Source organism: Cohnella sp. CFH 77786, assembly GCF_019400745.1.
Classification (GTDB): domain Bacteria; phylum Bacillota; class Bacilli; order Paenibacillales; family Paenibacillaceae; genus Cohnella.
On sequence record NZ_WJIB01000003.1, the window covers coordinates 275,341 to 300,243 of the forward strand.

The 24,903-nt window shown below is 57.4% G+C and carries 19 protein-coding genes and 1 pseudogene; 19 read left to right on the plus strand and 1 reads right to left on the minus strand.

Annotation, left to right across the window (positions count from 1 at the left end; genetic code table 11):
* Nucleotides 1-12: 12 nt before the first annotated feature.
* The 10 genes from GE107_RS06405 (at nucleotide 13) to purD (ending at nucleotide 11,663) form a co-directional block, all read left to right on the plus strand.
* Nucleotides 13-909 carry a phosphoribosylaminoimidazolesuccinocarboxamide synthase gene (locus tag GE107_RS06405; protein ID WP_255570263.1) on the plus strand — a complete coding sequence of 299 codons (897 nt, stop codon included), beginning with the start codon at nucleotides 13-15 and terminating at the stop codon, nucleotides 907-909.
* 699 nt (nucleotides 910-1,608) lie between these two features.
* Nucleotides 1,609-1,851: a phosphoribosylformylglycinamidine synthase subunit PurS gene (gene purS, locus GE107_RS06410; RefSeq protein WP_219638838.1), complete on the plus strand. Its 243-nt coding sequence runs from the start codon at nucleotides 1,609-1,611 to the stop codon at nucleotides 1,849-1,851.
* A 7-nt stretch (nucleotides 1,852-1,858) separates the two neighbouring features.
* The gene (purQ, locus tag GE107_RS06415) at nucleotides 1,859-2,578 is read left to right on the plus strand and encodes a phosphoribosylformylglycinamidine synthase subunit PurQ (RefSeq protein ID WP_219638839.1); all 720 of its coding nucleotides are present in this window, start codon (nucleotides 1,859-1,861) and stop codon (nucleotides 2,576-2,578) included.
* A 34-nt stretch (nucleotides 2,579-2,612) separates the two neighbouring features.
* On the plus strand, nucleotides 2,613-4,856 hold the full coding sequence (purL, locus tag GE107_RS06420; RefSeq protein WP_219638840.1) for a phosphoribosylformylglycinamidine synthase subunit PurL: 2,244 nt from the start codon (nucleotides 2,613-2,615) through the stop codon (nucleotides 4,854-4,856).
* Nucleotides 4,841-6,358 carry an amidophosphoribosyltransferase gene (gene purF / locus GE107_RS06425; RefSeq protein WP_255570264.1) on the plus strand — a complete coding sequence of 506 codons (1,518 nt, stop codon included), beginning with the start codon at nucleotides 4,841-4,843 and terminating at the stop codon, nucleotides 6,356-6,358. Before purL ends, purF begins: the two co-directional genes overlap by 16 nt.
* A 386-nt stretch (nucleotides 6,359-6,744) precedes the next feature.
* Entirely contained in the window at nucleotides 6,745-7,791 is a 1,047-nt protein-coding gene (purM, locus tag GE107_RS06430; protein WP_219638842.1) for a phosphoribosylformylglycinamidine cyclo-ligase, read from the plus strand.
* A complete protein-coding gene (gene purN, locus GE107_RS06435) occupies nucleotides 7,788-8,450 on the plus strand; it encodes a phosphoribosylglycinamide formyltransferase (protein WP_219638843.1) in 663 nt (220 codons plus the stop codon). Before purM ends, purN begins: the two co-directional genes overlap by 4 nt.
* Nucleotides 8,447-9,622, plus strand: coding sequence for a phosphoribosylaminoimidazolecarboxamide formyltransferase (locus tag GE107_RS06440; protein WP_219638844.1), 1,176 nt, complete (start codon nucleotides 8,447-8,449; stop codon nucleotides 9,620-9,622). The genes purN and GE107_RS06440 overlap by 4 nt, the downstream gene beginning before the upstream one ends.
* 20 nt (nucleotides 9,623-9,642) lie before the next feature.
* Nucleotides 9,643-10,389 carry an IMP cyclohydrolase gene (locus tag GE107_RS06445; RefSeq protein ID WP_219638845.1) on the plus strand — a complete coding sequence of 249 codons (747 nt, stop codon included), beginning with the start codon at nucleotides 9,643-9,645 and terminating at the stop codon, nucleotides 10,387-10,389.
* Nucleotides 10,390-10,391: 2 nt separating this feature from the next.
* The gene (gene purD, locus GE107_RS06450) at nucleotides 10,392-11,663 is read left to right on the plus strand and encodes a phosphoribosylamine--glycine ligase (protein WP_219638846.1); all 1,272 of its coding nucleotides are present in this window, start codon (nucleotides 10,392-10,394) and stop codon (nucleotides 11,661-11,663) included.
* Nucleotides 11,664-12,005: 342 nt separating this feature from the next.
* Here purD and GE107_RS06455 read toward each other — a convergent pair.
* A pseudogene (locus tag GE107_RS06455) lies at nucleotides 12,006-12,350 on the minus strand (transposase); the annotation flags it as partial.
* A 484-nt stretch (nucleotides 12,351-12,834) separates the two neighbouring features.
* On the opposite strand from GE107_RS06455, the gene GE107_RS06460 reads away from it, so the two are divergent.
* From GE107_RS06460 to GE107_RS06500, 9 genes are all read left to right on the plus strand, one after another.
* On the plus strand, nucleotides 12,835-13,656 hold the full coding sequence (locus GE107_RS06460; protein ID WP_219638848.1) for an alpha/beta hydrolase: 822 nt from the start codon (nucleotides 12,835-12,837) through the stop codon (nucleotides 13,654-13,656).
* Between the two features lie 659 nt (nucleotides 13,657-14,315).
* A complete protein-coding gene (locus GE107_RS06465; RefSeq protein WP_219638849.1) occupies nucleotides 14,316-15,272 on the plus strand; it encodes an ABC transporter permease in 957 nt (318 codons plus the stop codon).
* 25 nt (nucleotides 15,273-15,297) lie between these two features.
* On the plus strand, nucleotides 15,298-16,194 hold the full coding sequence (locus GE107_RS06470; protein ID WP_219638850.1) for a carbohydrate ABC transporter permease: 897 nt from the start codon (nucleotides 15,298-15,300) through the stop codon (nucleotides 16,192-16,194).
* A gap of 150 nt (nucleotides 16,195-16,344) precedes the next feature.
* Complete coding sequence (locus GE107_RS06475; RefSeq protein WP_219638851.1) at nucleotides 16,345-18,135, plus strand: type 2 periplasmic-binding domain-containing protein; 1,791 nt, start codon at nucleotides 16,345-16,347, stop codon at nucleotides 18,133-18,135.
* A 199-nt stretch (nucleotides 18,136-18,334) separates the two neighbouring features.
* The gene (locus GE107_RS06480) at nucleotides 18,335-20,101 is read left to right on the plus strand and encodes a sensor histidine kinase (RefSeq protein WP_219638852.1); all 1,767 of its coding nucleotides are present in this window, start codon (nucleotides 18,335-18,337) and stop codon (nucleotides 20,099-20,101) included.
* A gap of 7 nt (nucleotides 20,102-20,108) precedes the next feature.
* Nucleotides 20,109-21,683 (plus strand): response regulator, encoded by a 1,575-nt coding sequence (locus GE107_RS06485; protein ID WP_219638853.1) that lies wholly within the window; start codon nucleotides 20,109-20,111, stop codon nucleotides 21,681-21,683.
* 276 nt (nucleotides 21,684-21,959) lie between these two features.
* Entirely contained in the window at nucleotides 21,960-22,922 is a 963-nt protein-coding gene (locus GE107_RS06490; protein WP_219638854.1) for a polysaccharide deacetylase family protein, read from the plus strand.
* Between the two features lie 188 nt (nucleotides 22,923-23,110).
* Nucleotides 23,111-24,076, plus strand: a complete 966-nt coding sequence (locus tag GE107_RS06495; RefSeq protein ID WP_255570265.1) for a carbohydrate ABC transporter permease — start codon at nucleotides 23,111-23,113, stop codon at nucleotides 24,074-24,076.
* On the plus strand, nucleotides 24,073-24,903 hold the full coding sequence (locus tag GE107_RS06500) for a carbohydrate ABC transporter permease (RefSeq protein WP_219638855.1): 831 nt from the start codon (nucleotides 24,073-24,075) through the stop codon (nucleotides 24,901-24,903). The genes GE107_RS06495 and GE107_RS06500 overlap by 4 nt, the downstream gene beginning before the upstream one ends.

Below are 24,903 nucleotides of genomic sequence, written 5' to 3' on the forward strand. Positions count from 1 at the left end.
GAGGCGGCCAGGTTGTCGATTTCCGAAGCATTATCCACCGCGGAAGGGCTCGTGAAGGCTCCGCTCCTGCATAAAGGCAAGGTCCGGGAGCTGTACGACATCGGCGAGTTTCTGCTGATCGTCGTGACGGACCGCATCAGCGCTTTCGATTACGTGCTCGATCCTCCCGTGCCGGACAAAGGTCGCGTGCTGAACGGCCTCAGCGCCTATTGGTTCGAGCGCACGGCCGGGATCCAGAAGAACCATGTCGTGCATACCGACGCAGAGTTGCTGGGCGATCTGGTGAAGGAACCGGAGAAGCTGGCCGGACGCATCATGGTGTGCCGGAAAGCGAAGCGGATCGACATCGAATGCGTCGTCCGCGGCTACATTACCGGGGGAGGCTGGCGTCAGTATACAGCGACCGGCGAGGTCAACGGCATCGCGCTTCCGGAGGGGCTGCGCAAGAACGGCAAGCTGGAGCAGCCGATCTTCACGCCCGCGGGCAAGAACGACGTCGGCCATGACGAGGACATCCCGTTCGAAGAAATGGCTCGGCGCGTAGGGCGCGAGCTGGCGGAGGAATTGCGGGAACGCAGTTTGCGGTTGTACGAAGCGGGACGGGATTTCTGCGCGGAGCGCGGCATCATCCTCGCGGACTGCAAGTTCGAGTTCGGTTTGCTGGAGGGCGGCGAGGTCATTCTGATCGACGAGCTGTTCACGCCGGATTCCTCGCGGTTCTGGGCGAAAGAGAAATACGCGCTCGATGTGGAGATCGACAGCATGGACAAAGAGCCGGTGCGCACGTATTTGTCGGGCTCCGATTGGGACAAGAACAGCCCGCCGCCCCGGCTGCCGGATTCCGTTGTCGAAGAAACCTCGGCCCGCTATAAGGAAATTTACCGTCGATTGACGGAGCAACGCGTCTAAGTTTGCCGTTGAGTGGTGTTCGGGGTTCAGCGGACGGCGACTCCTCTATGCGGTTGGGAAGGATGGTTGTCTATTTTTACCCTCGACCCAGGGTATCCCTTTCGCTCAGGACCGCCCCAAGCCGGAAAAACCGGGCTACAGTGTCGCGATTGGCGAAAAAGCGCGCTGCAAGACGGAAAAACCGGGTTACAGAGCCTTGGTCGGTGAAAAAGCGCGCTGCAAGCCGGAAAAACCGGGTTATACAGTGTCGCGATTGGCGAAAAGTCGCGCTGCAAGCCGGAAAAACCGGGTTACGGTGTCGCGTTTGGCGAAAAAGCGTGCTGCAAGCCGGAAAAACCGGGTTACAGTGTCGCGATTGGCGAAAAGTCGCGCTGCAAGCCGGAAAAACCGGGTTACAGTGTCGCGATTGGCGAAAAGTCGCGCTGCAAGCCGGAAAAACCGGGTTACAGTGTCGCGATTGGCGAAAAGTCGCGCTGCAAGCCGGAAAAACCGAAGCTAAGTGAAAGGGATAACCCCTTCACTCAGGGCTACGAGCAGACACTGAGCGCAGGGGATACCCCGGGTCAAGCAAGCCAAGAGAATAGGGCCTATTCCAAGCGAGGCAAGAGATCGGGAAGTCCCACCGCAATGGATTAAAAAGATCACAAGCGCATGCAGCCAGCCAAAGGGCACAGGAGCCCATTCAAGGAGGAGCAACCGATGAAAGCCAAAGTTTACGTGACGATCAAGGAAAACGTGCTCGACCCTCAAGGCAATGCCGTCCAAGGAGCGCTCCACTCGCTGGGATTCGGAGAAGTTTCCAAAGTCCGCATCGGAAAATTCATGGAAGTGGAGCTCGCGACGTCCGACCGCGCCCAGGCGGAGCAGCAGCTGAAATCGATGTGCGAGAAGCTCCTTGCCAACACCGTCGTCGAAGATTACCGCTTCGAACTGGAGGGCTGATCTCCCCATGAAATTCGCGGTTCTCGTTTTCCCGGGCTCCAACTGCGACCTGGACATGTACCATGCCGTCGAAGACACGGTACAGCAACCGGTCGATTACGTATGGCACACCGCCACCGACCTCTCCGCGTACGACGCCATTCTCGTGCCGGGAGGCTTCTCCTACGGCGATTACCTCCGCTGCGGTGCCATTGCCCAATTCGCTCCCGTCATGGAGGAAGTGCGCAAAGCGGCGGAGGCCGGCAAATTCGTGCTCGGCGTCTGCAACGGCTTCCAGATTCTGACCGAGGCTGGGCTGCTGCCCGGCGCTCTCATCCGGAACAACAGCCTGAAATTCCGCTGCCACCCGGTGGATCTCGTCGTGGAGAACAACAAGACGGCATTCACGAACGACTACGCGCCGGGAGAGACGGTCCGCATCCCGATCGCGCACGGAGAAGGCAACTACTATGTCGACGAACAAACGCTGCTAACGCTCAAAGCGAACAATCAGATCGTCTTCCGCTACGCCGGCGAGAATCCGAACGGTTCCACGGACAACATTGCCGGCGTGTCCAACGAACGCGGCAACGTCGTCGGCATGATGCCGCATCCCGAACGCGCAGTCAAAGAGCTGCTCGGCTCGAAGGACGGCGCCCGCATGTTCACGTCAGTACTCAACGCTTTTTTATCGCGGGTCAATTCCGGCGCAGTACACGGCGCTCAGGCCCAAAGCGAGAGAGTTTGACTTCGTCAAACTCCCTATTATAGGAGGGAACGCAATGGCGCAGCAATTGGCCGCTAAGGAGCCGACGGTCGACCAAATCGCGGATCAGAAAATTTACAAGCAATTCGGCGTGTCCGACAGCGAGTTCGAGCTCATTTGCGGGTTTCTCGGACGGAAACCGAACTACACCGAAATCGGCGTGTTCAGCGTCATGTGGTCGGAACATTGCGCGTATAAGAACTCCAAGCCGCTGCTCCGGCGTTTCCCGACGACCGGCCCGCGCGTCCTGATGGGACCCGGCGAAGGCGCCGGCATCGTGGACATCGGGGACAATCAGGCCGTCGTTTTCAAAATCGAATCGCACAACCACCCGTCCGCGGTCGAACCTTATCAAGGCGCCGCAACGGGCGTAGGCGGCATTATCCGCGACATTTTCTCGATGGGCGCGCGGCCGGTGGCGCTGCTCAACTCGCTTCGGTTCGGCAAGCTCGATAACGAACGCGTGCGCTACCTGTTCTCCCACGTCGTCGCGGGGATTGCCGGCTACGGCAACTGCATCGGCATCCCGACGGTCGCGGGAGAAGTCATGTTCGATGAAGCCTACGAGGGCAACCCGCTCGTCAACGCGATGTGCGTCGGACTCATCGACCACGACAAAATCCAGCGCGGCGTCGCCAAGGGCGTCGGCAACCCCGTGTTCTACGTCGGACCGGCCACGGGCCGCGACGGCATCCACGGCGCGACGTTCGCCTCCGAGGATCTCACCGCCGAATCGGAAGCCAAACGCTCTGCCGTGCAGGTCGGCGATCCGTTCATGGAGAAGCTGGTCATGGAGGCGACGCTCGAGCTGATCGACTCCGGCATCGTGCTCGGCATCCAGGACATGGGCGCGGCCGGACTCACTTGCTCGAGCGCGGAAATGGCGAGCAAAGCGGGCAACGGCATGGAGCTTTATCTCGACGAAGTACCGCAGCGCGAAGAAGGCATGACCGCCTACGAAATGATGCTCTCCGAGTCGCAGGAACGCATGCTGTTCGTCACGGAGCCGCAGCACGAGGAGCAGGCGAAAGCCATTTTCGAGCGTTGGGGCCTGCACTGCGCCAAGGTCGGCAAGGTGACGGATGACGGCCGGCTGCGCCTGTTCCACAAAGGCGAGCAAGTCGCCGACATGCCGGTCAAGGCGCTGGTCGACGACTGCCCGGTGTACAACAAGCCTTCCAAAGTGCCGGAATATTATCTGAAAAACGAATCGGTCGACACGAACGCGTACGAGGAAGTAACGGACCTGACGGGCGCGCTCAAAAAGGTGCTCGGCTCCCCCTCGCTGGCGAGCAAGGAGTGGGTGTACAGCCAGTACGACTACCAGGTCCGCACTTCGACCGCGGTCGTGCCGGGCTCCGACGCGGCCGTCGTCGCGATCCGCGGCACTCGCAAGGCGCTCGCGATGACGACGGACTGCAACGGCCGGTACGTCTATCTCGATCCCGAAATCGGCGGCAAAATCGCCGTCGCGGAAGCGGCCCGCAACATCGTCTGCTCCGGCGGGGAGCCGCTGGCGATCACGGACAACCTGAATTTCGGCAGCCCCGAGAAGCCGGAAGTGTTCTGGCAGATGGAGAAAGCGGTCGACGGCATGGCCGAGGCCTGCCGCCTGCTCGACACGCCGGTCATCGGCGGCAATGTTTCTCTCTATAACGAGAACGTCAAAGGCGCGATTTATCCGACGCCCGTCGTCGGCATGGTCGGCCTCGTCCAAGATCTCGACCATATCACCACGCAGGAATTCAAAGCGGAAGGCGACGTCATCTTCCTGCTCGGCGAGACGAAGGCGGAAATCGGCGGCAGCGAATTCCAATACGCCGTACACGGCGTGACGGAAGGACGCCCGCCGGAGATCGACCTTGCCCTTGAGCAACGCGTGCAGCAAGCGGTGTTGGGTGCGATCCGGCAAGGCCTGGTCGCTTCGGCGCACGACTTGTCCGAAGGCGGACTCGCCGCAGCGCTCGCGGAATGCTGCTTCGGCCGCGGCCTCGGCGCGACGGTGGAATGGACGCCGAACCTGCGCCCCGACCTGGCTCTGTTCAGCGAGTCGCAGTCGCGGATTCTCCTGTCCGCGAAGCCGGACAAAGCGGACGCCCTCGCATCGTTCCTCGCGGGACGGGGCGTCCCCGCCGCCCGCCTCGGCACGGCCCGCGGAGACCGCCTCACGATCACGGTGGGGGGACGGACAGCCGTCGACGCCACGGTAGAAGAGCTGAGCAAGGAATGGAAGGAAGCCATCCCATGCCGGATGAAATAAATCCGGCCGGAACCCCGGGAAACGAACAGATCGGAGGGACAACGGTGCAGCGCCTCTGGACAGGTGACTACTACAACGAAGGCAACGGACGCGATGACATTTTCGACAAGTTGAAGGAAGAGTGCGGCGTATTCGGGGTGTTCGGACATCCCGAAGCCGCGGCCCTGTCCTATTACGGCCTGCACGCGCTGCAGCACCGCGGCGAGGAAAGCGCCGGCATCTGCACCTCCGACAATGGGGTGTTCCATTACCACCGCGGAATGGGGCTCGTGAAGGAAGTGTTCGACCAGGACCGGATCGCTTCGCTTCCCGGCGACCGGTCAATCGGTCACGTGCGTTATTCGACCGCGGGAGAGAGCAAGCTGGCGAATGCCCAGCCGCTCGTGTTCAAGTACCGGGGAGGCGATCTCGCGGTGGCGACGAACGGCAACATCGTCAATGCCCCGCAAATCCGGCGGGAACTCGAATCGCAAGGCTCGATTTTCCAGACGTCCAGCGACACCGAGGTCATCGCCCACCTCATCGCCCGTTCGCCGAAGAACCTGGTGGACGCGGTGAAGGACGCCTTCGACCGGCTGGTTGGAGGGTTCGCGTTCCTGATCATGACGAACGACACCTTGATTGCCGCATCCGATCCGCACGGCCTGCGGCCGATGGTGTTGGGCAGGCTGGGAGAGGGGCACGTGTTCTCCTCCGAGTCCTGCGCTCTGGAGACGATCGGCGCGACCTACCTGCGCGACGTGCAGCCGGGCGAGCTGCTGATCCTGGACAAGGACGGCGTGCGCGAGGACCGTTTCGCGTCGCTCGAACGCCGCGCGGTCTGCGCGATGGAGTACATTTACTTCGCCCGTCCGGACAGCGACATCAACGGCATCAACCTGCACTCGTCCCGCAAACGGATGGGGCGGCAGCTGGCGATCGAGGCGTTCGCCGACGCCGACGTCGTCACCGGCGTGCCGGATTCCAGCATCAGTGCCGCCATCGGGTACGCGGAGCAGACGGGCATCCCTTACGAGCTCGGACTGATCAAAAACAAATACACGGGCCGAACGTTTATCCAGCCGTCCCAGGAGCTGCGCGAGAAAGGCGTCAAAATGAAGCTGTCCGCCGTCCGCAAGGTGGTCGAAGGGAAACGGGTCATCATGATCGACGACTCCATCGTGCGGGGCACGACGTCCCGCCGGATCGTCAATCTGCTGCGGGAAGCCGGCGCGCTTGAGGTGCACGTGCGGATCACTTCACCGCCTTTCGCCAATCCGTGCTTTTACGGAATCGATACGCCGGACCGGCGGGATCTGATCGCGTCCAGCAAAACGATCGAGGAAATCCGCCAGGCGATCAACGCGGATTCGCTGTATTTCCTCAGCAAAGAGGGGCTTATCGAGGCGATCGGGGGGCACGAAGGGGAGCGGGACCGCGGGCTCTGCCTCGGCTGCTTTAGCAACGATTACCCGACGCTGGTCGATTTCGAAGAGGCTCAAATCGGCTGCGGTTGCGATTAAATGGATTTCGCCAACCCCCTAAGAGATTCGCCAACCCCCTATGTCCCCCTTCCCCGGAAGGGGGATTCCGAGGCGCTGCGCCCTCTGGACACCCGCATGACGGCTTTGGGAGCGTAGATGGAGCTGTGGAGGTTGGAGGGGCATGGGCGGAAGAACGGTGAACAAGCACTGGAATGGGAAGTTCATCGGAGTGAACTCGAATTTGAGCCAGAGCGGCGGTCGCCCGGGAACCGTGAGAGGGAATCGCCAGTGACCAAACGGAGTGAACTCGAATTTGGGCCAGAGCGGCGGTCGCCCGCAGCCGTGAGAGGGAATCTGGCGATTTCCCGGCAACGGCGGATTGGGCGTACTGAACGACATTGGCGAACATATAAGGAGTGAACGGAGTGTCCGAAGCATACAAGCAAGCCGGAGTCGACATCGCCGCGGGCAACGAGGCCGTCGAGCGGATGAAGAAACACGTGAAGAAAACCTTCCGGCCCGAGGTGCTGACGGGGCTCGGCGGCTTCGGCGGGCTGTTCGGGCTGAACAAGGACAAGTACGAGGAGCCGGTGCTCGTGTCCGGGACCGACGGCGTCGGCACGAAGCTGAAGCTCGCGTTCCAGATGGACAAGCACGACACGATCGGCATCGACGCCGTCGCCATGTGCGTGAACGACGTCGTGGTGACCGGCGCGGAGCCGCTGTTCTTCCTCGACTACCTGGCCACGGGCAAGCTGGTGCCGGAGAAAATCGAAGCGATCGTGAAGGGCGTGGCCGACGGTTGCGCCCAAGCCGGATGCGCCCTGATCGGCGGCGAGACGGCGGAGATGCCGGGCATGTACCAGGACGGGGAATACGACATTGCCGGCTTCACCGTGGGCATCGTAGACAAGCGGAAAATCGTCGACGGCTCCTTCATCAAGCCGGGCGACGCCGTGATCGGACTGGGGTCGAGCGGCGTCCATTCCAACGGCTTCTCCCTCGTCCGCAGCCTGCTTCTGGAGCAGAAGGGCTATTCGCTGTCGGACAAGCTGCCCGAACTGGAGGGCAGAACGCTTGGCGACACGCTGCTGGAACCGACGCGGATTTACGTCAAGCCGATTCTGAAGCTGCTGGAATCCGTGCAAGTGAAAGGCATGGCCCACATTACCGGGGGCGGCTTCATCGAAAACATTCCGCGCGTTCTTCCCGAAGGCGTAAACGTGGACATCAAGCGCGGCTCTTGGCCGGTGCTGCCGATCTTCGGACTGATGCAGCGGGACGGAGGCATCTCCGACCGCGACATGTACACGACGTTCAACATGGGCATCGGCATGGTGCTGGTTATCCCTTCGGATCAGGCGGATCAAGCGCTGGCTCTCGCGGCGGAGCTCGGAGAGAAAGCGTATCGGATCGGCGAAATAACGGCTGGGAACAAAATCGTAACGTTCGACGGGGCCGAGTGGAAATGAGCGAATTTCGGATTGCCGTGATGGCTTCAGGCAGCGGCAGCAACTTCCAGATGCTGGCGGAGGCGGCCCGTGACGGCCGCATTCCCGCCTCCATCGAGCTTCTCGTGTGCGATAAGCCTTCGGCGCAAGTCGTTCGGCGCGCCGAATCTTTCGGTATCGGCACGTTCGTGTTCAACCCGAAGGATTATCCCTCCCGGGAAGCTTATGAGCAAGAAATTTTGCGGGAGCTGCAGGAGCGCGCCATTGACCTCGTGGTCATGGCCGGATACATGCGGCTCATCACCCCCGTTCTGGTGGAACCCTATTACGGTCGGCTCATCAATATTCACCCCGCGCTCTTGCCGGCTTTTCCCGGACTGCACGCCGCGAGGCAAGCGCTCGATTACGGCGTGAAGATCGCCGGGGCCACGGTGCATTACGTGGACGGAGGAATGGATTCCGGTCCGATCATCGCGCAGCGTGCCGTCGAGGTTCGGGACGACGATACGGAAGAGTCGCTGAACGCCCGCATCCAGCGGGTCGAGCACGAGCTGCTGCCGGAGACGGTCCGCCTGATCGCGGAAGGTCGTGTGACGTTGAACGATCGAAAAGTAAACGTTCGTCTCGGCGATGAATGCCGAATGGCGATGCGCATAGGAAAGGATGAGAAAGATTCATGAGCGAGATCTACGAGATTGCCCTGCGATACGGCATGAACCCGCATCAGAAAGAAGCGAAGCTGAAGGCGGACGGGCCGCTTCCGCTGACCGTCGTTAACGGAGAGCCCGGCTTCATCAATCTATTGGACGCGCTGAATGCTTTCCAGCTCGTGCGCGAGCTTCGTCAAGCGACGGGTCTTCCCGCTGCGGCTTCTTTCAAACACGTAAGCCCGGCCGGAGCAGCCGTCTATGCGCCGATGACGCCTGAATTGGCGAAGGCTTATTTCGTCGACGGCGCGGAGCTTTCACCGCTGGCGACCGCATACGCGCGCGCGCGCGGAGCCGACCGCATGTCCTCCTTCGGGGACGCCGCTGCGCTCAGCGATGTCGTGGATGCGTCCACCGCGCACCTTCTGAAGCGCGAAGTTTCCGACCTTGTCGTGGCGCCGGGCTACACGCCCGAAGCCCTGGAGATTCTGAAGCAGAAGAAGGGCGGCAAGTACCTCATTCTGCAGATCGATCCGGAATATGTGCCCGATCCGATCGAGACCCGCACCCTATTCGGGATGAAGCTGCAGCAGGAGCGTAACAGTGCCGTACCGGACGCGTCCGTGTTCGACCGCATCGTGACGGAGAACAAGGACCTTCCGGCAGGCGCGAAACGCGATCTGCTCGTGGCTCTCATCACGCTGAAATATACGCAATCCAACTCCATCTGCTACGCGCTCGACGGCCAGACGATCGGCATCGGCGCGGGGCAGCAGTCCCGCATTCACTGCACGCGCCTCGCCGGAGACAAGGCGGACCGCTGGTACCTGCGGCAGCACCCGGCCGCGCTGAACATGAAGTTCCGCGAAGGGCTGGCGCGCGCCGAGCAGAACAACGCGATCGACCTGTGGCTCGAGGACGAAGTGACGCCGGTCGAGCAAGCGGCTTGGGAGAGCTGCTTCGAGGAAGTGCCGGCCCGTTTGACGCGGGAAGAGAAACGCGAATGGCTCAAGGGATTGACCGGCGTCTCGTATGGCTCCGATGCCTTTCTTCCGTTCCGCGACAACCTCGACCGGGCCAGCCGCAGCGGCGTCAAGTACGTCATACAAGCCGGCAGCTCCCTTCGGGATGAAGAAGTGGTTCAAGCCGCGAACGATTACGGAATGGTCATGGTGTACTCGGGCGTGCGCCTGTTCCATCACTGACGGGAGAAGGGACGACGAACATGTCAACGAAATGGCAGGAGCTGGCGGATCGAACGGTCCGGCAATTGAAGGCGAACGCTTACCCTGGCCGCGGTATTGTAATCGGTTTGACGCCGGACGCCTCGCGGTATGTGCAAGTGTACTGGATTATGGGAAGAAGCGAGAACAGCCGCAATCGCATTTTTGTACCGGAAGAGAACGGATATCTGCGCACGGAAGCGCGCGATCCGGCGAAGCTGTCCGATCCTTCTCTGATCATCTATTATCCGCTTCGGCATGAAGGCGGAGCGCACATCGTTACGAACGGCGATCAGACCGACACGATTTGGGAATCGCTGAAGCAAGGCGGAACCTTCGAGCAGGCGTTGGCGCAGCGCACCTATGAGCCGGACCCGCCGAACTTCACCCCGCGCATCTCGGGCATCGTCGATCTGAACGATCGGCGGAACGCCTACAAGTTGTCCATCCTGAAGACGAACGAGAACGACGAGTCCCAGACGAAGCGCCAATTTTTCCACTATGAAAAAGCGATTGCAGGATTTGGCCATTTCATCTCGACGTACCAGGGAGACGGGAACCCGTTGCCGTCATTCGCAGGCGAGCCTCAGCTGGCTCCGCTGTTCGACGACGATAACGAGACGGCCCGGTTCTATTGGAACCTGCTGAACGAGGACAACAAAATTTCCTTGTTGGTCAAGACGATCCGCATCGGGGACGGAGCGGTCTCTCTCACCGTAATCAACAAGGATTCCGAAGGAGGGGTCTGATCGTGCGCATTCTCGTAATCGGACGGGGCGGGCGCGAGCACGCCATCGTCTGGGCGCTTAAGCGCCATGACCGCGATAACACCCGCCGGATCTACTGCGCGCCGGGCAATGCGGGCATCGCTCAGCTGGCCGAAACGGTTGACATCGGCGAGCTGGAGTTCGACCGATTGGTCGAATTCGCCCGGGAAAAGGCCATCGATCTCGTCGTCGTCGGACCGGATGATCCGCTCGCAGCAGGGATCGTGGACGCGCTCGAAGCCGGCGGGCTTCGCGTGTACGGTCCGCGCCGGAACGCGGCGGAAATCGAGGGCAGCAAAATCTTCATGAAAAACCTGCTGCACAAGCACGGCATCCCGACCGCGAAGTACGAAACGTTCACGGATTATGAGAGTGCCAAAGCCTATCTGGACGCCCAGCCCGTGCCAATCGTCATCAAGGCGGACGGGCTCGCGGCGGGCAAAGGCGTCACCGTCTGCTTTAACCGCGAGGAAGCGGACGCGGCGCTGCGCGAGACGATGCTGAGCAAGGCGTTCGGTGCGGCGGGCGACAAGGTCGTCATCGAGGAGTTCCTCGAAGGCCAGGAAATGTCGATCCTCGCGTTCGTCGACGGCGAGACGGTGCGGCCGATGCCGGCGGCGCAGGACCATAAGCCGGTATACGACGGCGACAAAGGCCCGAATACGGGCGGCATGGGCACCTATTCGCCGCTGCCGCACATTCCGCCATCCATCATCGACGTGGCGATCGAGACGATCGTACGCCCGACGGCTCGGGCCTTGGTCGCCGAAGGCCGGCCGTTCCGCGGCGTCCTGTTCGCGGGGCTCATGATCACGAAGGACGGGCCGAAAACGATCGAATTCAACGCCCGTTTCGGCGACCCGGAGACGCAGGTCGTGCTCCCGCGGTTGCAGACCGACCTGCTCGACATCTTCCTCGCTTCCTTGGACGGACGCCTGAACGATATCGAGATCTCCTGGAGCGACGAAGCGGCCGTTTGCGTCATTCTCGCGTCGGGCGGTTATCCGGGAGCGTATCCGAAAGGCTTGCCGATCGAAGGACTCGAGAGCGTCGCGGATCAAGACGCGCTCGTTTTCCACGCCGGGACGGCACTCAAAGAAGGCCGATTCGTCACGAACGGCGGCAGGGTGCTCGGCGTCGTCGGCCGGGGACGCGGCATCGCGGAAGCGCGCGACCGCGCTTACGCGGCGGCGGACCGCATCCGATTCGAGGGCAAGATCAACCGCACGGACATCGCCGCCAAGGCGCTGGTCTGAAGCGATTTTTCCCGATAAAACCTCCGAAACCTGTCCTTCCGTGGACCGGAATCGGAGGTTTTATTTGATTGGTGGAAAAGCTCCGACGGGCGACAGCGGACCAACAGCGGACCAAAAACGGACCAAAAACGGACCAAAAACGGACCAAAAACGGACCAAAAACGGACCAAAAACGGACCAAAAACGGACCAAAAACGGACCAAAAACGGACCAAAAACGGACCAAAAACGGACCAACTAATTCCTTTTTTCATTCACAAGGTGAGGCTAAGCGCAAAAATACAACTCATTTTACGGAATTCGGTCAAGTCCAATATTGTGTGTAAAATCCCCGGCGGGTTGTCTAACGGATAGATACAACCTTGCTGGTTTGTTTTTCCTTAGCTCTCTTTTGTTCGTAGTAGTCGTTCATTTCAATGTACTTCTTCTGAGAAGCCCACTTCTCGTCCATATCCATCAGTAGAGCTCCGAATAGTCGAAACACCGATGCTCGGTTAGGAAAAATACGGACGACACGTTCTCTACGACGAAGCTCGGCATTCAACCGCTCAACGGCGTTGGTCGTTCTTGTGCGCTTTCGGCAAACAGCAGGCAGCGCCAATACCGCTGTCGCGTCTTCAAAGCCTTCCTCAAGCACTTTCATGGCCTTTGAGGCTGTGTCCTGAAAGGTACCTAGCGTCCGCTCCAGAAAGGAATAACGGCGGTTGTCAACCGCCCCACTCCCCCACCCGTGCGGATCCTCCATTACGCGGCCGCTCAAAGGTCGAAATGCTTGAATCCCCGGCTGCATCGCTTTGCTATTCCCGGTAAAACAGCTTTTTTCGGTTGGTGAACACATAGGCGACCGAATAAATCGTCCCGATAATCAGCAATGTGGTCAACACGTGGTGGGAAATCCAATCGACGAACGTTTTCATATTCCGTTGTGCGCCTCCTTGTTCCGGTTGCCGAATCGTCTTCTTACTAGCCTATCCGAACCTTTCCACTTCTACCCAAGAGGGGGACGGCAACGTAGCGTGGTCCGTACGATCGGCTTCCGCGTATTTGTGACGACGAGTGAAACCGGGCTTTCCTGCCTTGACAGGGCAAGAAGAATCGAATAAACTCAATTCATAGTAAAATAATCGGAATAAACGGTTATAATCCGATTCAAACGAATGGAGGATCCCGCGATGGAACGATCGATCTCGATAAGCCATAATGACCTTAAGCTGGCAGCCAGCATTCATTATCCCGCGGCATGCGACAAGTTTGCGGACCGGAAGCTGCCGTTGGTCGTCATATGCCACGGGTTCGTGGGCAGCCGGATGGGCGTGGACCGGCTGTTCGTTCTGGCGGGGCGCGAATTCGCGCGGCAAGGGTCCCTCGTGATCCGGTTCGATTTCGCGGGCTGCGGGGAGAGCGAAGGGATCTACGGGGAGCACGGACTCGATTCCATGATCGCCCAGACCCGTTCGGTGCTGGACTACGGACTCGGCCTGGATTGCGTGGATCCGCTTCGGGTCACGCTTATCGGGCATAGCCTCGGCGGCGCCGCCGCGCTGCTGACCGCGACCCGCGACAAGCGGGTCAAGTCGCTGGCGCTATGGTCGCCGGTCGGCCATCCGTTTTCGGACATCACGCGCATCGTCGGTCGCGAAGTCTATAACGAGGCCGTGAAGCGGGGACGGGCGGACTATCTGGGGTACACGTTGATTCCCGCCTTTTTCGATTCGCTTCAGCTGCATCAGCCTTTCCAGGAGGCTCCGAAGTTTCTCGGGGACGTCTTCATCGCGCACGGGACCGGCGACGACATCATTCCGGCCGACTACAGCTTTCTGCTCGAGAAAACGTTCTGGCTGCGCGGCGAAGGCCGGTGCGACAAGAACATTCTGTTCCAGGCGGACCACACGTATTCGAGAGGCATCCACAAGGCGGAATTGTTCCGTTCGACCGCCGAGTGGCTCGGAGCGCACGAAGCCCGGCAGCGCGATTGGCATCATTGGAGCATTTAACCTTCATCGATGCCGATCGTCTTGCGGGTTTGGGTAAATACGAATTCGACCGCATTGCGATGTCGCGAAGACTTAAAGCAGCGATTGGGACGGTATGCGAGAACGGGTATATCCGTAAACGGCGCGCAAGTGCAGCTGCGAATCATTTGCGCCATTCCAGTCGGTCGGGTTAAACCAACCATTTTCTTATAACTTTCGCGAAACCAGGATACGATTCGAAACCGCAGTCCAAATCGATTTCCTCAATGGACAGGTACTGTAAAAAACGGGTATAGCAAACTGTCAGGGCGATATTACCTGGCAGTTTTTGGTATACGCTCGGAAAATGCGTTGCTGGGTGCGGATTCATGATGATCAACATCAATATGGAAGACCGACAACCACTATAGGCGACCCACGAATTTATGGACGGGTTTATCTCGCAACCCATGGTCGCGGCATGATTTATGGGGATCCGGTGAAGGATAGGGATTAAGATCAAAACAAAATCTGTGGGATCGAATGGGTATAAATGAACTGTCAGGGTGATTCCCTGACGGTTTTTTTTTTCAGCGATAAATGCGTTAGAAATTGATATTCAAGTGGATTATTGATATATAAAGCGCTTTCACCCCGAATTATAATAAATCCTAAGCAAATAGAGATTAAGGAGGAATAAGATGAGTGCCAGCCTGACGAAAACTGCGGATTCCTCGATAACCGGAAAGCGATTCCAAATCAAGGATAAATACACACTCTTCTTGATGGCATTGCCTTTTCTTGCACTCGTTTTTTTGTTCTCTTATCTGCCGCTGTACGGGTGGATCTATGCGCTATATGACTATCAGCCGGGCATTCCGCTGGCGAATACGGACTTCGTCGGCCTGCAATGGTTTACTGCGATGGTATCGGACCAGGTTCAACGGGCAGAGATGTTCCGGGTTCTGCGCAATACGTTCGCCATTAGTTCACTCGGCATTGTGACTTCGATACTGCCCGTCATCTTCGCGATCCTTCTGACCGAGGTAAGAAATTCGAAGTTCAAGAGAATCGTTCAGACCTTGACGACTTTGCCGAACTTCATCAGCTGGGTATTGGTATATTCCTTCGCATTCATGCTGTTCTCGGTTGACAACGGCTTTCTCAATCACCTCCTGATGAGCCTCGGTTGGATTCGTTCGCCGACGAACATCCTCGCCGATGACGATCACGTGTGGCTCGCGATGACGTTATGGGGAGTGTGGAAAGGGCTCGGGTGGGGCGCGATCATGTACATCGCCGCGATTTCGGGCATCGATTCGGAATTGTATGAAGCGGCCAGAGTCGACGGTGCGAACCGTTTCCGCCAGATCTGGCACGTGACGGTGCCGGGTATCATCCCGACATACTTCGTGCTCCTCATTTTGTCGATTGCGAACTTTATCAATAACGGGCTCGAACAATATTTTGTTTTCGCCAATGCCATGAACATGAACCATATCGAAGTGCTCGATCTGTACGTGTATAACATTGGCATGGGGAACTCCAACTTCGGATTTGCGACCGCTGTCAGCATCATGAAATCCATCGTCAGCCTGTTCCTGCTGTTCGCGGCGAACGGCTTGTCCAAGCTCATCCGCGGAAAAGGCATCATCTAAGACGAGAGAGAAAGGGGAGAGCCCCATGGCGACCAGACAAAGATTTACCTTGTTCGACGCGTTAAACTACACGCTGCTCGGCTTGTTTACATTAGCCTGTTTCTTTCCGTTCTATTATTTGTTTATCAATACGATAAGCAACAACGACATAAGCAGCAAAGGGCTGGTCATGTTCTGGCCGAAGGGGTTTCAGTTGTCCAACTATGTGCATATTTTCCAAATCCCCGGCCTGGGCATGGCTGCGCTCGTGTCGCTCGGGCGTACCGTGATTGGCACGGCATTGACGGTTGCGGCGTCCGGCTTGCTCGGGTTCCTGTTCACGAAGAATCAGATGTGGGGGCGCCGGCTGTGGTATCGATTCATTGTCGTAACCATGTACTTTAACGCCGGTCTGATACCCTGGTACCTGACCATGCGCAATCTCGGACTGACCAACAACTTCCTGGCTTATATCGTGCCTGGGATCGTATCTCCGTTCTTCATTATTTTGGTCAAAACGTACGTAGAGTCGACGCCGATTGCCCTGCAGGAATCCGCACAGATTGACGGGGCGGGAAACTTCACGATCTTCAGGAAGATCGTCATGCCGCTCATTACGCCGATTCTGGCTACCATTGCGATTTTCTCTGCCGTCGGTCAGTGGAACCAGTTCCAGGACACGCTGTTTCTTGTGACGAATCCGAAGCTCTTCACGCTTCAGTTCATTCTGTATCGATATTTGAACGAGGCTTTGTCTGTCGCCGAACTCATGAAACAAGCGATGAGCGGGGGAGGATCGGTGGCGAATCTGGCTTTGCAGCCGACGCCGACCTCAATCCAGTCCACGGTTTCGATGGTCGTCGTCATCCCGACCTTGCTCGTCTATCCATTCTTCCAGCGGTATTTTGTGAAAGGCATCATGATCGGCGCGGTTAAAGGCTAGCGCGCCGATCTGACCCACAAACTCTTTCAAGGAGGTGGTTCATTCGTTGCCAGCGATTGCAACGGAGTAATCGGTCAATTCCGGACTTCTTAGCACATATTGCGCATTTTGAACGTAAAAGCGGTTCAATTGACAAGGGAGGTTTTCAGCATGACTAGGCAAAAGAAATGGGCCTTTCTCGTTGTCCCTGTATGCCTGATGATGATTTTTACCGCGGCATGCAATTCCGGAGGAGCCGGCAAAACGGGCTCGTCCAGTTCCACGAGCAGTACGGAAACAGCAAGCACTTCGGACAACGGAGTCATAACGGACTGGTCCAAGCAACCGGAAATGACCTTGACTGTCTTCGATACTTTGGCCAACTTTGCGGGCGAGCAGCAGGGCTGGTTCGCCAAGCTGATCAAGGACAAGTTTAATATCAAACTGAACATCGTCGCACCGAACCTGTCAGGCGGTGCGCAAATGATCGCTACGCAGATGGCATCCGGCGACCTGGGCGACCTTGTTGTAGGACTCGGAGGCAAGGATTATCAGAATGCGATCAAATCAGGAATGATCCTCGACTGGACGAAAGACGGTCTGCTCGACAAATACGGCAAAAATTTGGAGAAGTATGCCGCTCAGGCACTTGATGCGAACAAGAAACAATACGGCGGCGGCACAGCGATTTACGGCATCGGGCATAACGTTGGCACCGGCGAAGGACCGAGCGAAGGAGCGGACATGACGTTCGGACCGATGCTTCGCTGGGATTTGTACCAGAAGCTCGGCAGCCCTCAGATCAAGACGCTTGACGATTATCTGCCGATTCTGAAGAAGATGCAAGAGATGGATCCGAAGAGCGATTCGGGCAAGAAAACGTATGGAATGTCGCTGTGGTCCGACTGGGATGGAGATTGGTCCACCTTGGCTAAAGTTACAGCGCAATTCTACGGCTATGGGGAAGGCGACGGCTTCAATCCCGGGGACATGATTCTTACCAAAGCCGACGGTCCGGAATATCAAGGATTTCTAGATGATAACAGCTACTATATGCAAGGACTGGAGTTCTATTTCAAGGCGAATCAGATGGGACTGCTCGATCCGGATTCCCTGACTCAGAAATTCGGCGATGTTTCGAACAAATTCAAGGACGGCCAAGTGCTCTTCTCGCAATTCCCTTGGGTTTCCAACGCGTATAATACGCCGGCTCATACGTCGGAAGGCAAAGGATTCGCCCTTGTTCCGTTCCAGGACGAGAAAGTGTACTCCTCTGGCTTCAATCCTTACGGCGGCCCATGGATCTGGTCGATCGGCTCCCATACGAAGGATCCTGCGCGTGTACTGGCATTCGTCGATTGGTTGTTCTCGCCGGAGGGCGTGCAGGAAACCAACATCGGTCCGAAAGGCCTCGCATGGGATATCGGCAAGGATGGCAAGCCGGCATTGACCGATTTCGGCAAGAAGGCAACGGCTAACGGCGACACACCGATACCGGCGCAATATGGCGGCGGAACTTGGAAGAACGGTGTTTCCGCGCTTAACAATGCGACACTTGCCACGTCTCAGATTAACCCGAATACCGGGGAACCGTATGATTACAACCTGTGGAAATCGACGTTGACCGCTAATCCGGATCCGGTGACGAAGAGCTGGCGGGAAGCGATGGGCGTGACCACCTCGAAGGAATTGTTTGTCAAGAACAACCAGATCGCGGTTACGAAACCGTTCTTCAACGGACAGCCGGCGGCTCAAGAGCCCTCGGATATCAAGCTGAAGCACAGCCAGGTTGGCAAGGTCATCAAGGAATACTCCTGGAAGATGATGTTTGCCAAGAACCAGGGTGAATTCGACCAATTGAAGCAGCAAATGGATCAGAAGGCAAAAGGCCTCGGCTATGACGATGTCGTCAATTGGGAAGTTCAGCAAACGAAAAATACAGTATTCAAGATGTACAAATAAGCAAGAATAGTACGTCTCCCCGTTACGTGCGAGAAGCTGTTTCTTCTATGACAACGCACGCCGATGGGAAGAAAATAAGGTTGGTGCTTCGCTTCCCGTACCCGATCCTGCGATCGGGTGCGGGAAGTTTTTGGTTTAGAAATCATAACGTTTACCGATGGTATAATAGGCTCATCTAACAAGCATGAGGTGTGTCAGCATGGCTCTACCGAAGCATTTGGGCGTCACGACGAAATTCGTACTCACTTTTATATCCATCCTGACGGTATCGATGTCGTTCATGGGCTATATTCTGTATTACCAGTCCTCTCAGGCGGCCATCGCACAGGGGCAAATTCTCATGATGCAGAACGTGCTGCAAATGAGGGACGGCATGTCTCAGAAAGTGGACATGGTCCAGAACGTATCCCAAATCGTTGCCTTTAATCAGCAAATCCAAAATTTCCTCGGGACTAGTTTTTCGGGCAAACCATTCCAAATGATCGATTACCGATACAACATCGCTCCGATTTTGGGTAATCTGATGCTGCAGAACACTTATATACACACCATGCGGATCTTCATGGCCAATAACGAGATACCGGAACTCTACGACAGTTTCTACCATCTGAAGCGTGTGGAGTCAGACCCGTGGTATGCTTCGTTCATCCGTTCAACGGTGGTGGGAGATTGGCAGGGGCTTCATACGGAGAAGAGCTTTGTCGGCAATTTCGATGCAAGCGTCCAGAAGAAGGTATTCACTTACGATCGAAAAATCTATTCGTCCAATAGTACGGCGTTGGCCGGAGTCCTGGAGATCGAGGTCGATCACGACTTTCTGTTCGATGGGCTCAAAAATCCGCGAAGCGCGCATTTCGGCAGCATCTTCGTCGTTGACCGCCGGGGTGAGATCTTATCGGATAACGTGCCCCAGCTGGCAGCCGAATCCGCCAAGTCGCTCGGATTGCCGATACCTGCGCAGGGCACCGAGATTAACAAAATCATGGACGTCAAGGGAGAACGCTCCATTGTGATTTCCATCCCGCTCGGCGGGCCGGAGCTTTACGTTACAGGCGTCTTTCCCGTCAGTCCTTTCATCGAGAGCATGAGGCTTTCGCTGAAATGGATCATCGTGATCCTCTTATCCTCGCTGATCCTGCTCAGCGGCATCGTCACCTTTATTACCCATGCGCTTCTGCGTCGGATGAAAACGCTCGTAAAAGCGATGAAGCAAGTACGGGAAGGATCGCTGGACGTATCGGTCCCGGTCGCAGCGAACGACGAGTTCGGCCAGATGGCGGTAAGCTTTAATCTCATGACAGCCCGCATCCACGACCTTGTGGAGACGGTGTACAAGAGCCGCATCCTGGAGAAAGAAGCGGAGCTGCGGGTGCTCGAATCGCAAATCAATCCGCATTTCCTGTACAATACTCTGGCGACGATTTCCTGGGTCGCGCGGAAGGTCCGTTCGCCCGAGATTGCCCATCTGTCCAATTCACTGGCCAAATTTTACCGTCTGGTGTTGAACAAAGGAAAGTCAGCTATACTCATAAGAGACGAAATCGAGATGGTCAAGGCATACCTTGAGATTCAGAAATTCCGTTTCGAGAATATGTTTGACGCTGAGTTTCGCATCGACGACGGGGTTCTCCCTTATACCGTTCCGAAAAATATTTTACAGCCGCTGGTGGAGAACGCGCTGTCGCACGGCATCGAACCGAAACGCAGCCACGGCACGGTCATCATCGAGGCCGGACTGAACGGCAACAACGTTGTCTTCCGGGTCATTGACGATGGCGTCGGCATGGACCGCGATCGGGTTCAGGCTGTGCTGAGGGGACAAATCCATCGGACAAGCGGCAGCGGTTATGCGGTTCGAAATATTATTGAACGGTTAAACGGTTATTACGGAGACGATTACAGCTTCGAATTATTCAGCCGGCCAGGAATCGGTACGGTCTTTGTCATCACGCTGCCGAAGGAGTGAGTGTCCCATGTTATCCTTGCTTATTGTGGAAGATGAACGGTGGGAACGCGAGGGTCTCGTCGATTTCCTCGACTGGAAATCTCTCGGCATGGAGATAATTGGAACCGCCTTCGACGGCATCGACGGATATGAGAAGGCGATCGCGCTGCGGCCGGACATCATTATAACCGATATTCGAATGCCAGGCATGACCGGACTGGAGATGGCCAAGCGGATCCGCGAGCAGCTCCCCGACGTGCGATTCGTGGTCCTTACGGGGCACGGCGAATTCGAATATACCCGGGAAGCGATCAGCCTGCACGTGGACGATTATGTGCTCAAGCCGGTGGAAGAGAAGGAGATAAGGAGAGCGATGCATCGCGTCTCGCAGGAATGCGCGCTTCTCCGGAGCAGGCGGGAGGACAATGAGCGGCTCGCGGAGATGCTGCAATTCGGGGCGCGCATTGCGGCGGAGAAGCGGCTCTCCGAGCTGCTCCGCGACAGGGTGAGCAAGGACCTGGGGGAGAACGAGCTTCTCGAAGGCGCAGAGGAGCTTCGGGCCGATGCTTACGAGGTGATCGTCATTGCGCCGACCGAATCGGGCATCCGTGAAGAGGAGGTTCGAAGGCTGATTGGCCGTCCATGCTTCATCGTAGGCTGCGAAGAACTGCCTGGCGGATTGGCCGTGGTTCTGCCGGAGCACGCTCCCGGAACACAATCTCCGGAACAAACCGCCAAGCTACTGCTCAAGGAATGGAACCATACAATGGCGAACGTTCCCGCGATCGGAGCCGGAGCTACGGCTAGCGGTCTCGTCGCGTTGAAGGACTCTTACAGTCAGGCACTGAACGCAGCCAAATACGGGTTGTTCTACGGCCATTCCGGCTTGATTAAGGCAGAAGCGGAGGAGCAGGCGGGACTCCGATTCTCCGAGCAGGCAGGGAATTTTCTTGCGGCGTGGCAGGAGATGTCCCGGCGGATCCGGCTTCACCTGCTCGCTCTGCAGGAGAAAGAAGTCCACATGCAGCTCGAAGCGATGATCAAGTCGATTGCCGATGCGCCCGGCGCGTACGTCGCAGCTTTACTTAACGCGCTTATCATCGAGCTTTCGGTGCTTGCCGAAGAGCAGGAAGGGAATAAGGGCAGCATCGAGCAGCTGGTTGCCATGCACCGACTTCAGGACATGCACGACTATGTGAAGAGCTATATAAGCGATATTATGCATCTTCTGGAAGAGAAGAGGAACAACAAAGACAAATATATCGTTGACAGGGTGATCCGCCTCATTGACGAGCGGTACGGATCCGGCGGACTCAGCCTCACGATGCTCGCGGAAGAAGTGTTCGTGTCGCCGAACCATCTGAATACGATGTTCAAGAAAGTAACGGGGAGAACGGTTCATCAGTACCTGGCGGATATCCGGATGAGCAAGGCGGAAGAGCTGCTTCGCACAACAAAGCTTAAAGTATCCGAAATCGCCGGCCGTATCGGAGTGTCTAACTTTTCCTATTTTTGCTCCATCTTCAAACAGCAGTTCGGCATGAGCCCCGGTGAATACCAGGAGCTGATGCAGCGGAAACGAACGGAACCGAGGTCGACCTGACCGCCAAGCTGAAGAATCCCGGAAATATCGAATCGAATCCGATCGCCTTTGCCCGTTTGCCGGCAAAGGCGGTTTTGTTTTGTCGGAAAAAATTTCAAAAATATCGTCCTTTCGGTCCATCCGAAACCGGGTTTCCATCGTCTAATGTGTATCCAAATGAGAGCAGGCAGCATGAACCGGTCCGCGCGTCAGGGGGAGGGGACCCCCGGCGCGGATTTCCCCCACGATACGCCTCCCGATCATGGATGAAAAAAGCAACCGGAGGAGAAGAACGGAATGAAGGGAACCCGGACACCCGGGATGGGGAAATGCGGAGTGGTTTTGTCCTTCCTGCTGATTGTATTCGGCCAAGCCGGATGCCAACCGGCCGGCCTATGGGGAAGCAGCGAGCTTGCAGCCGGCGCAGGCAAGGCGGCATGGGCCGGCGAAGCGGCGCCTGCCGCGGGATCCGCAAGGGAAGGAGCACCGAGTTCGCAGGACGGGGCGCTGTCCGTGAAGCTGGCGACGGCGAAAGCGCAGCCGGAAACGCAACCGGAAACGCAGCAGCATCCGCGGCCGAAGACGGCTCCAAAGCCGAGCCCTGCGGAAGCGGAAAAACCGACGGGGTCGGCCGGCAAAGCGGAGAAAAGCAAAGTCGTCGCGCTCACGTTCGACGACGGACCTGACGGCAAGTACACGCCCCAGGTGCTGGACATTTTGAAGAAGTACAACGTGAAGGCCACCTTCTTCGTCGTCGGGAAGCAGGTGGAGAAATATCCGGACGTTACGCTGCGGATCGTCCGGGAGGGACACGATATCGGCAACCACAGCTGGTCGCATCAGGACCTGACGAAGCTGACCGGCCAGGCGCTCGACGATGAGATCGACCGAACGCAGGAAGCCGTCGCGCAAGCGGCGGGAGGCTACACGCCGGACTTGGTTCGCGCGCCGTACGGTGCAATTTCGGACTCATTGCTTGATTATTTGCACGACCGGAAATTTCACCACGTCTATTGGTCGGTCGATCCGAGAGATTGGGCCGGCACCCCGGTCGCCGCGATGCGGGAAAACATCCGCAAGCACGTTCGTCCGGGCAGCGTCATCCTGCTGCACTCGTTCGGCGGCCGCAAGCATGCGATCGAGCATACGGTCGAATTGCTCCCCCAAATCATCGAAGATTTGCGGAAAGCGGGATACGAGTTCGCGACGGTGGACGAAATGATCGATGCCGAGGAAGCGAACGCGTCGGTAATCAAATAAGCGCTCCCGATATGCCGAAGCAGGCCAGCCTGTTTCGGCATTTTGCTGTACGCCCAAGTTTCCCACGGCTCGCGCAAAGGTAAACAGATGGCACAAACCGGTGGAAATCCACGGATTCATGCGGGTTCGGAGGGAACGTATAGTAACAGTAAAAGAAGCGTTTTCAAGAAAGGATCCGGTGAGCCGTCTTGTACTCGCACTCCCAAGCGAAAAAAGTCGCCATTCCCTCGAAGTCGGTCAGAAACGCGTATTGGAATCCCAAACGAAGGGAGGCGCTTGCCGGCTGGCTGTTTCTGGCGCCCGAATTGCTCGGCATGATCGCGCTTAGCCTGTTTCCGATTCTGTTCTCGCTGCTGCTCAGCTTTAGCGAATGGAATTTGGTCGGCGGCCTGTCTTCCATCCGCTTCGCCGGTTGGGACAATTTCGCGGCGATGCTGGAAGACGACAAGATCGGCAAAGCGCTCAGGAACAACTTCGTTTATACCCTCTTCACCGTACCGGTCGGTTTGTTCCTGGCCTTGGTTCTCGCCGTGCTGATCCATACCCGGGTGTATGGAAAATCCTATTTCAAGGTCGCTTTTTTCATCCCCTACATTTCCTCCATCATCGCGCTCGGGGCGATATGGAGCGCCTTGTTCCACCCTTCATACGGTCCGGTCAACCGGTTCCTGCTAAGCGTCGGCGTGGAGGATCCGCCCAAGTGGCTGGCCGATCCGCAGTATTCGTTAACCGCGATCATGATCATCGCGATATGGGCGGCAATCGGCTATAAAATCGTCATTTACATTGCCGGGCTCGGACAGATTCCCGACGAACTGTACGAGGCGGCGAGCATCGACGGGGCCGGCAGCTTCCAGCGTTTTTTCCGGATTACGCTCCCGCTTCTGAAGCCGACCCTGTTTTTTCTGTTCATCACGACGCTGATGTCCTCGTTCAAAGTGTTCGATCTCGTCGCGTTCTTGACGGGCGGGGGACCGAACGATTCTTCCACGGTGCTGGTCTATCGAATCTATGAGGAAGGCTTCCGCCATTTCCGGATGGGGTATGCGTCCGCGATTTCCTGGCTGCTGTTCGTCATCGTCGGACTTGTGACTTTCGTCTCCGCCAGAATGCAGAGAGAGCGTCACGATGTCCCGGGAGGCCGGTTCGGATGAGCCGGGCGAAGGCGGGTAAAATCGTCGCGACCGCGCTTATGGCCGCGTTCTCCGTCCTGTTTCTCGTCCCGCTGATTTGGATGGTATCCGCCGCTTCGAAAGTCGAGAGCGAGGTGCTTGAATATCCGATCCGCTGGATCCCGGACCATTGGAACTTCGCCGCGAATTTCCGGACCGTGTGGCTCGGCGACGTGCCGTTCGCGTTGTTCTATTGGAATTCCTTCAAGCTTGCGGCCGCGATGACGCTGGGCACCCTGCTTTTCTCTTCGATGGCGGCCTTCTCCTTATCCAAGCTCAGGTTCAGAGGCCGGGACCTCGCTTTCGGACTCCTCCTGTCGTTCATGATCATTCCGCCCGAGGCGACGCTCGTTCCCCGGTACATGCTGATGAAATGGTTTCACCTGTATAACTCCCACGAAGGCTTAATCGTGATGGGTTTGTTTTCGATTTACTTCACGTTTCTGCTCCGGCAGTTCATGCTGGGCATCCATAACGATTTCATAGAAGCGGCCCGAATGGACGGGGCAGGGTACGCGACCGTGTATTGGCGCATTATGATCCCGCTCAGCAAGCCGATCCTGGCGACGGTGGCGATCATCAAATTCATTTGGTCGTGGAACGATTACCAGAATGCGCTGATCTTCCTCATCGACCGCGATTTATATCCGATACCGCTGGGCATGCAGCTGTTCCGCAACGATTTCGCGGATAACTATTCGGTGCTCATGATGGCTTCGTTGTCCGCCATCGTTCCGCTGCTCCTCGTGTTCGTCGTTTTGCAGAAACAGGTGATCAAAGGAATCTCGCTGGGCGGAGTAAAAGGATAA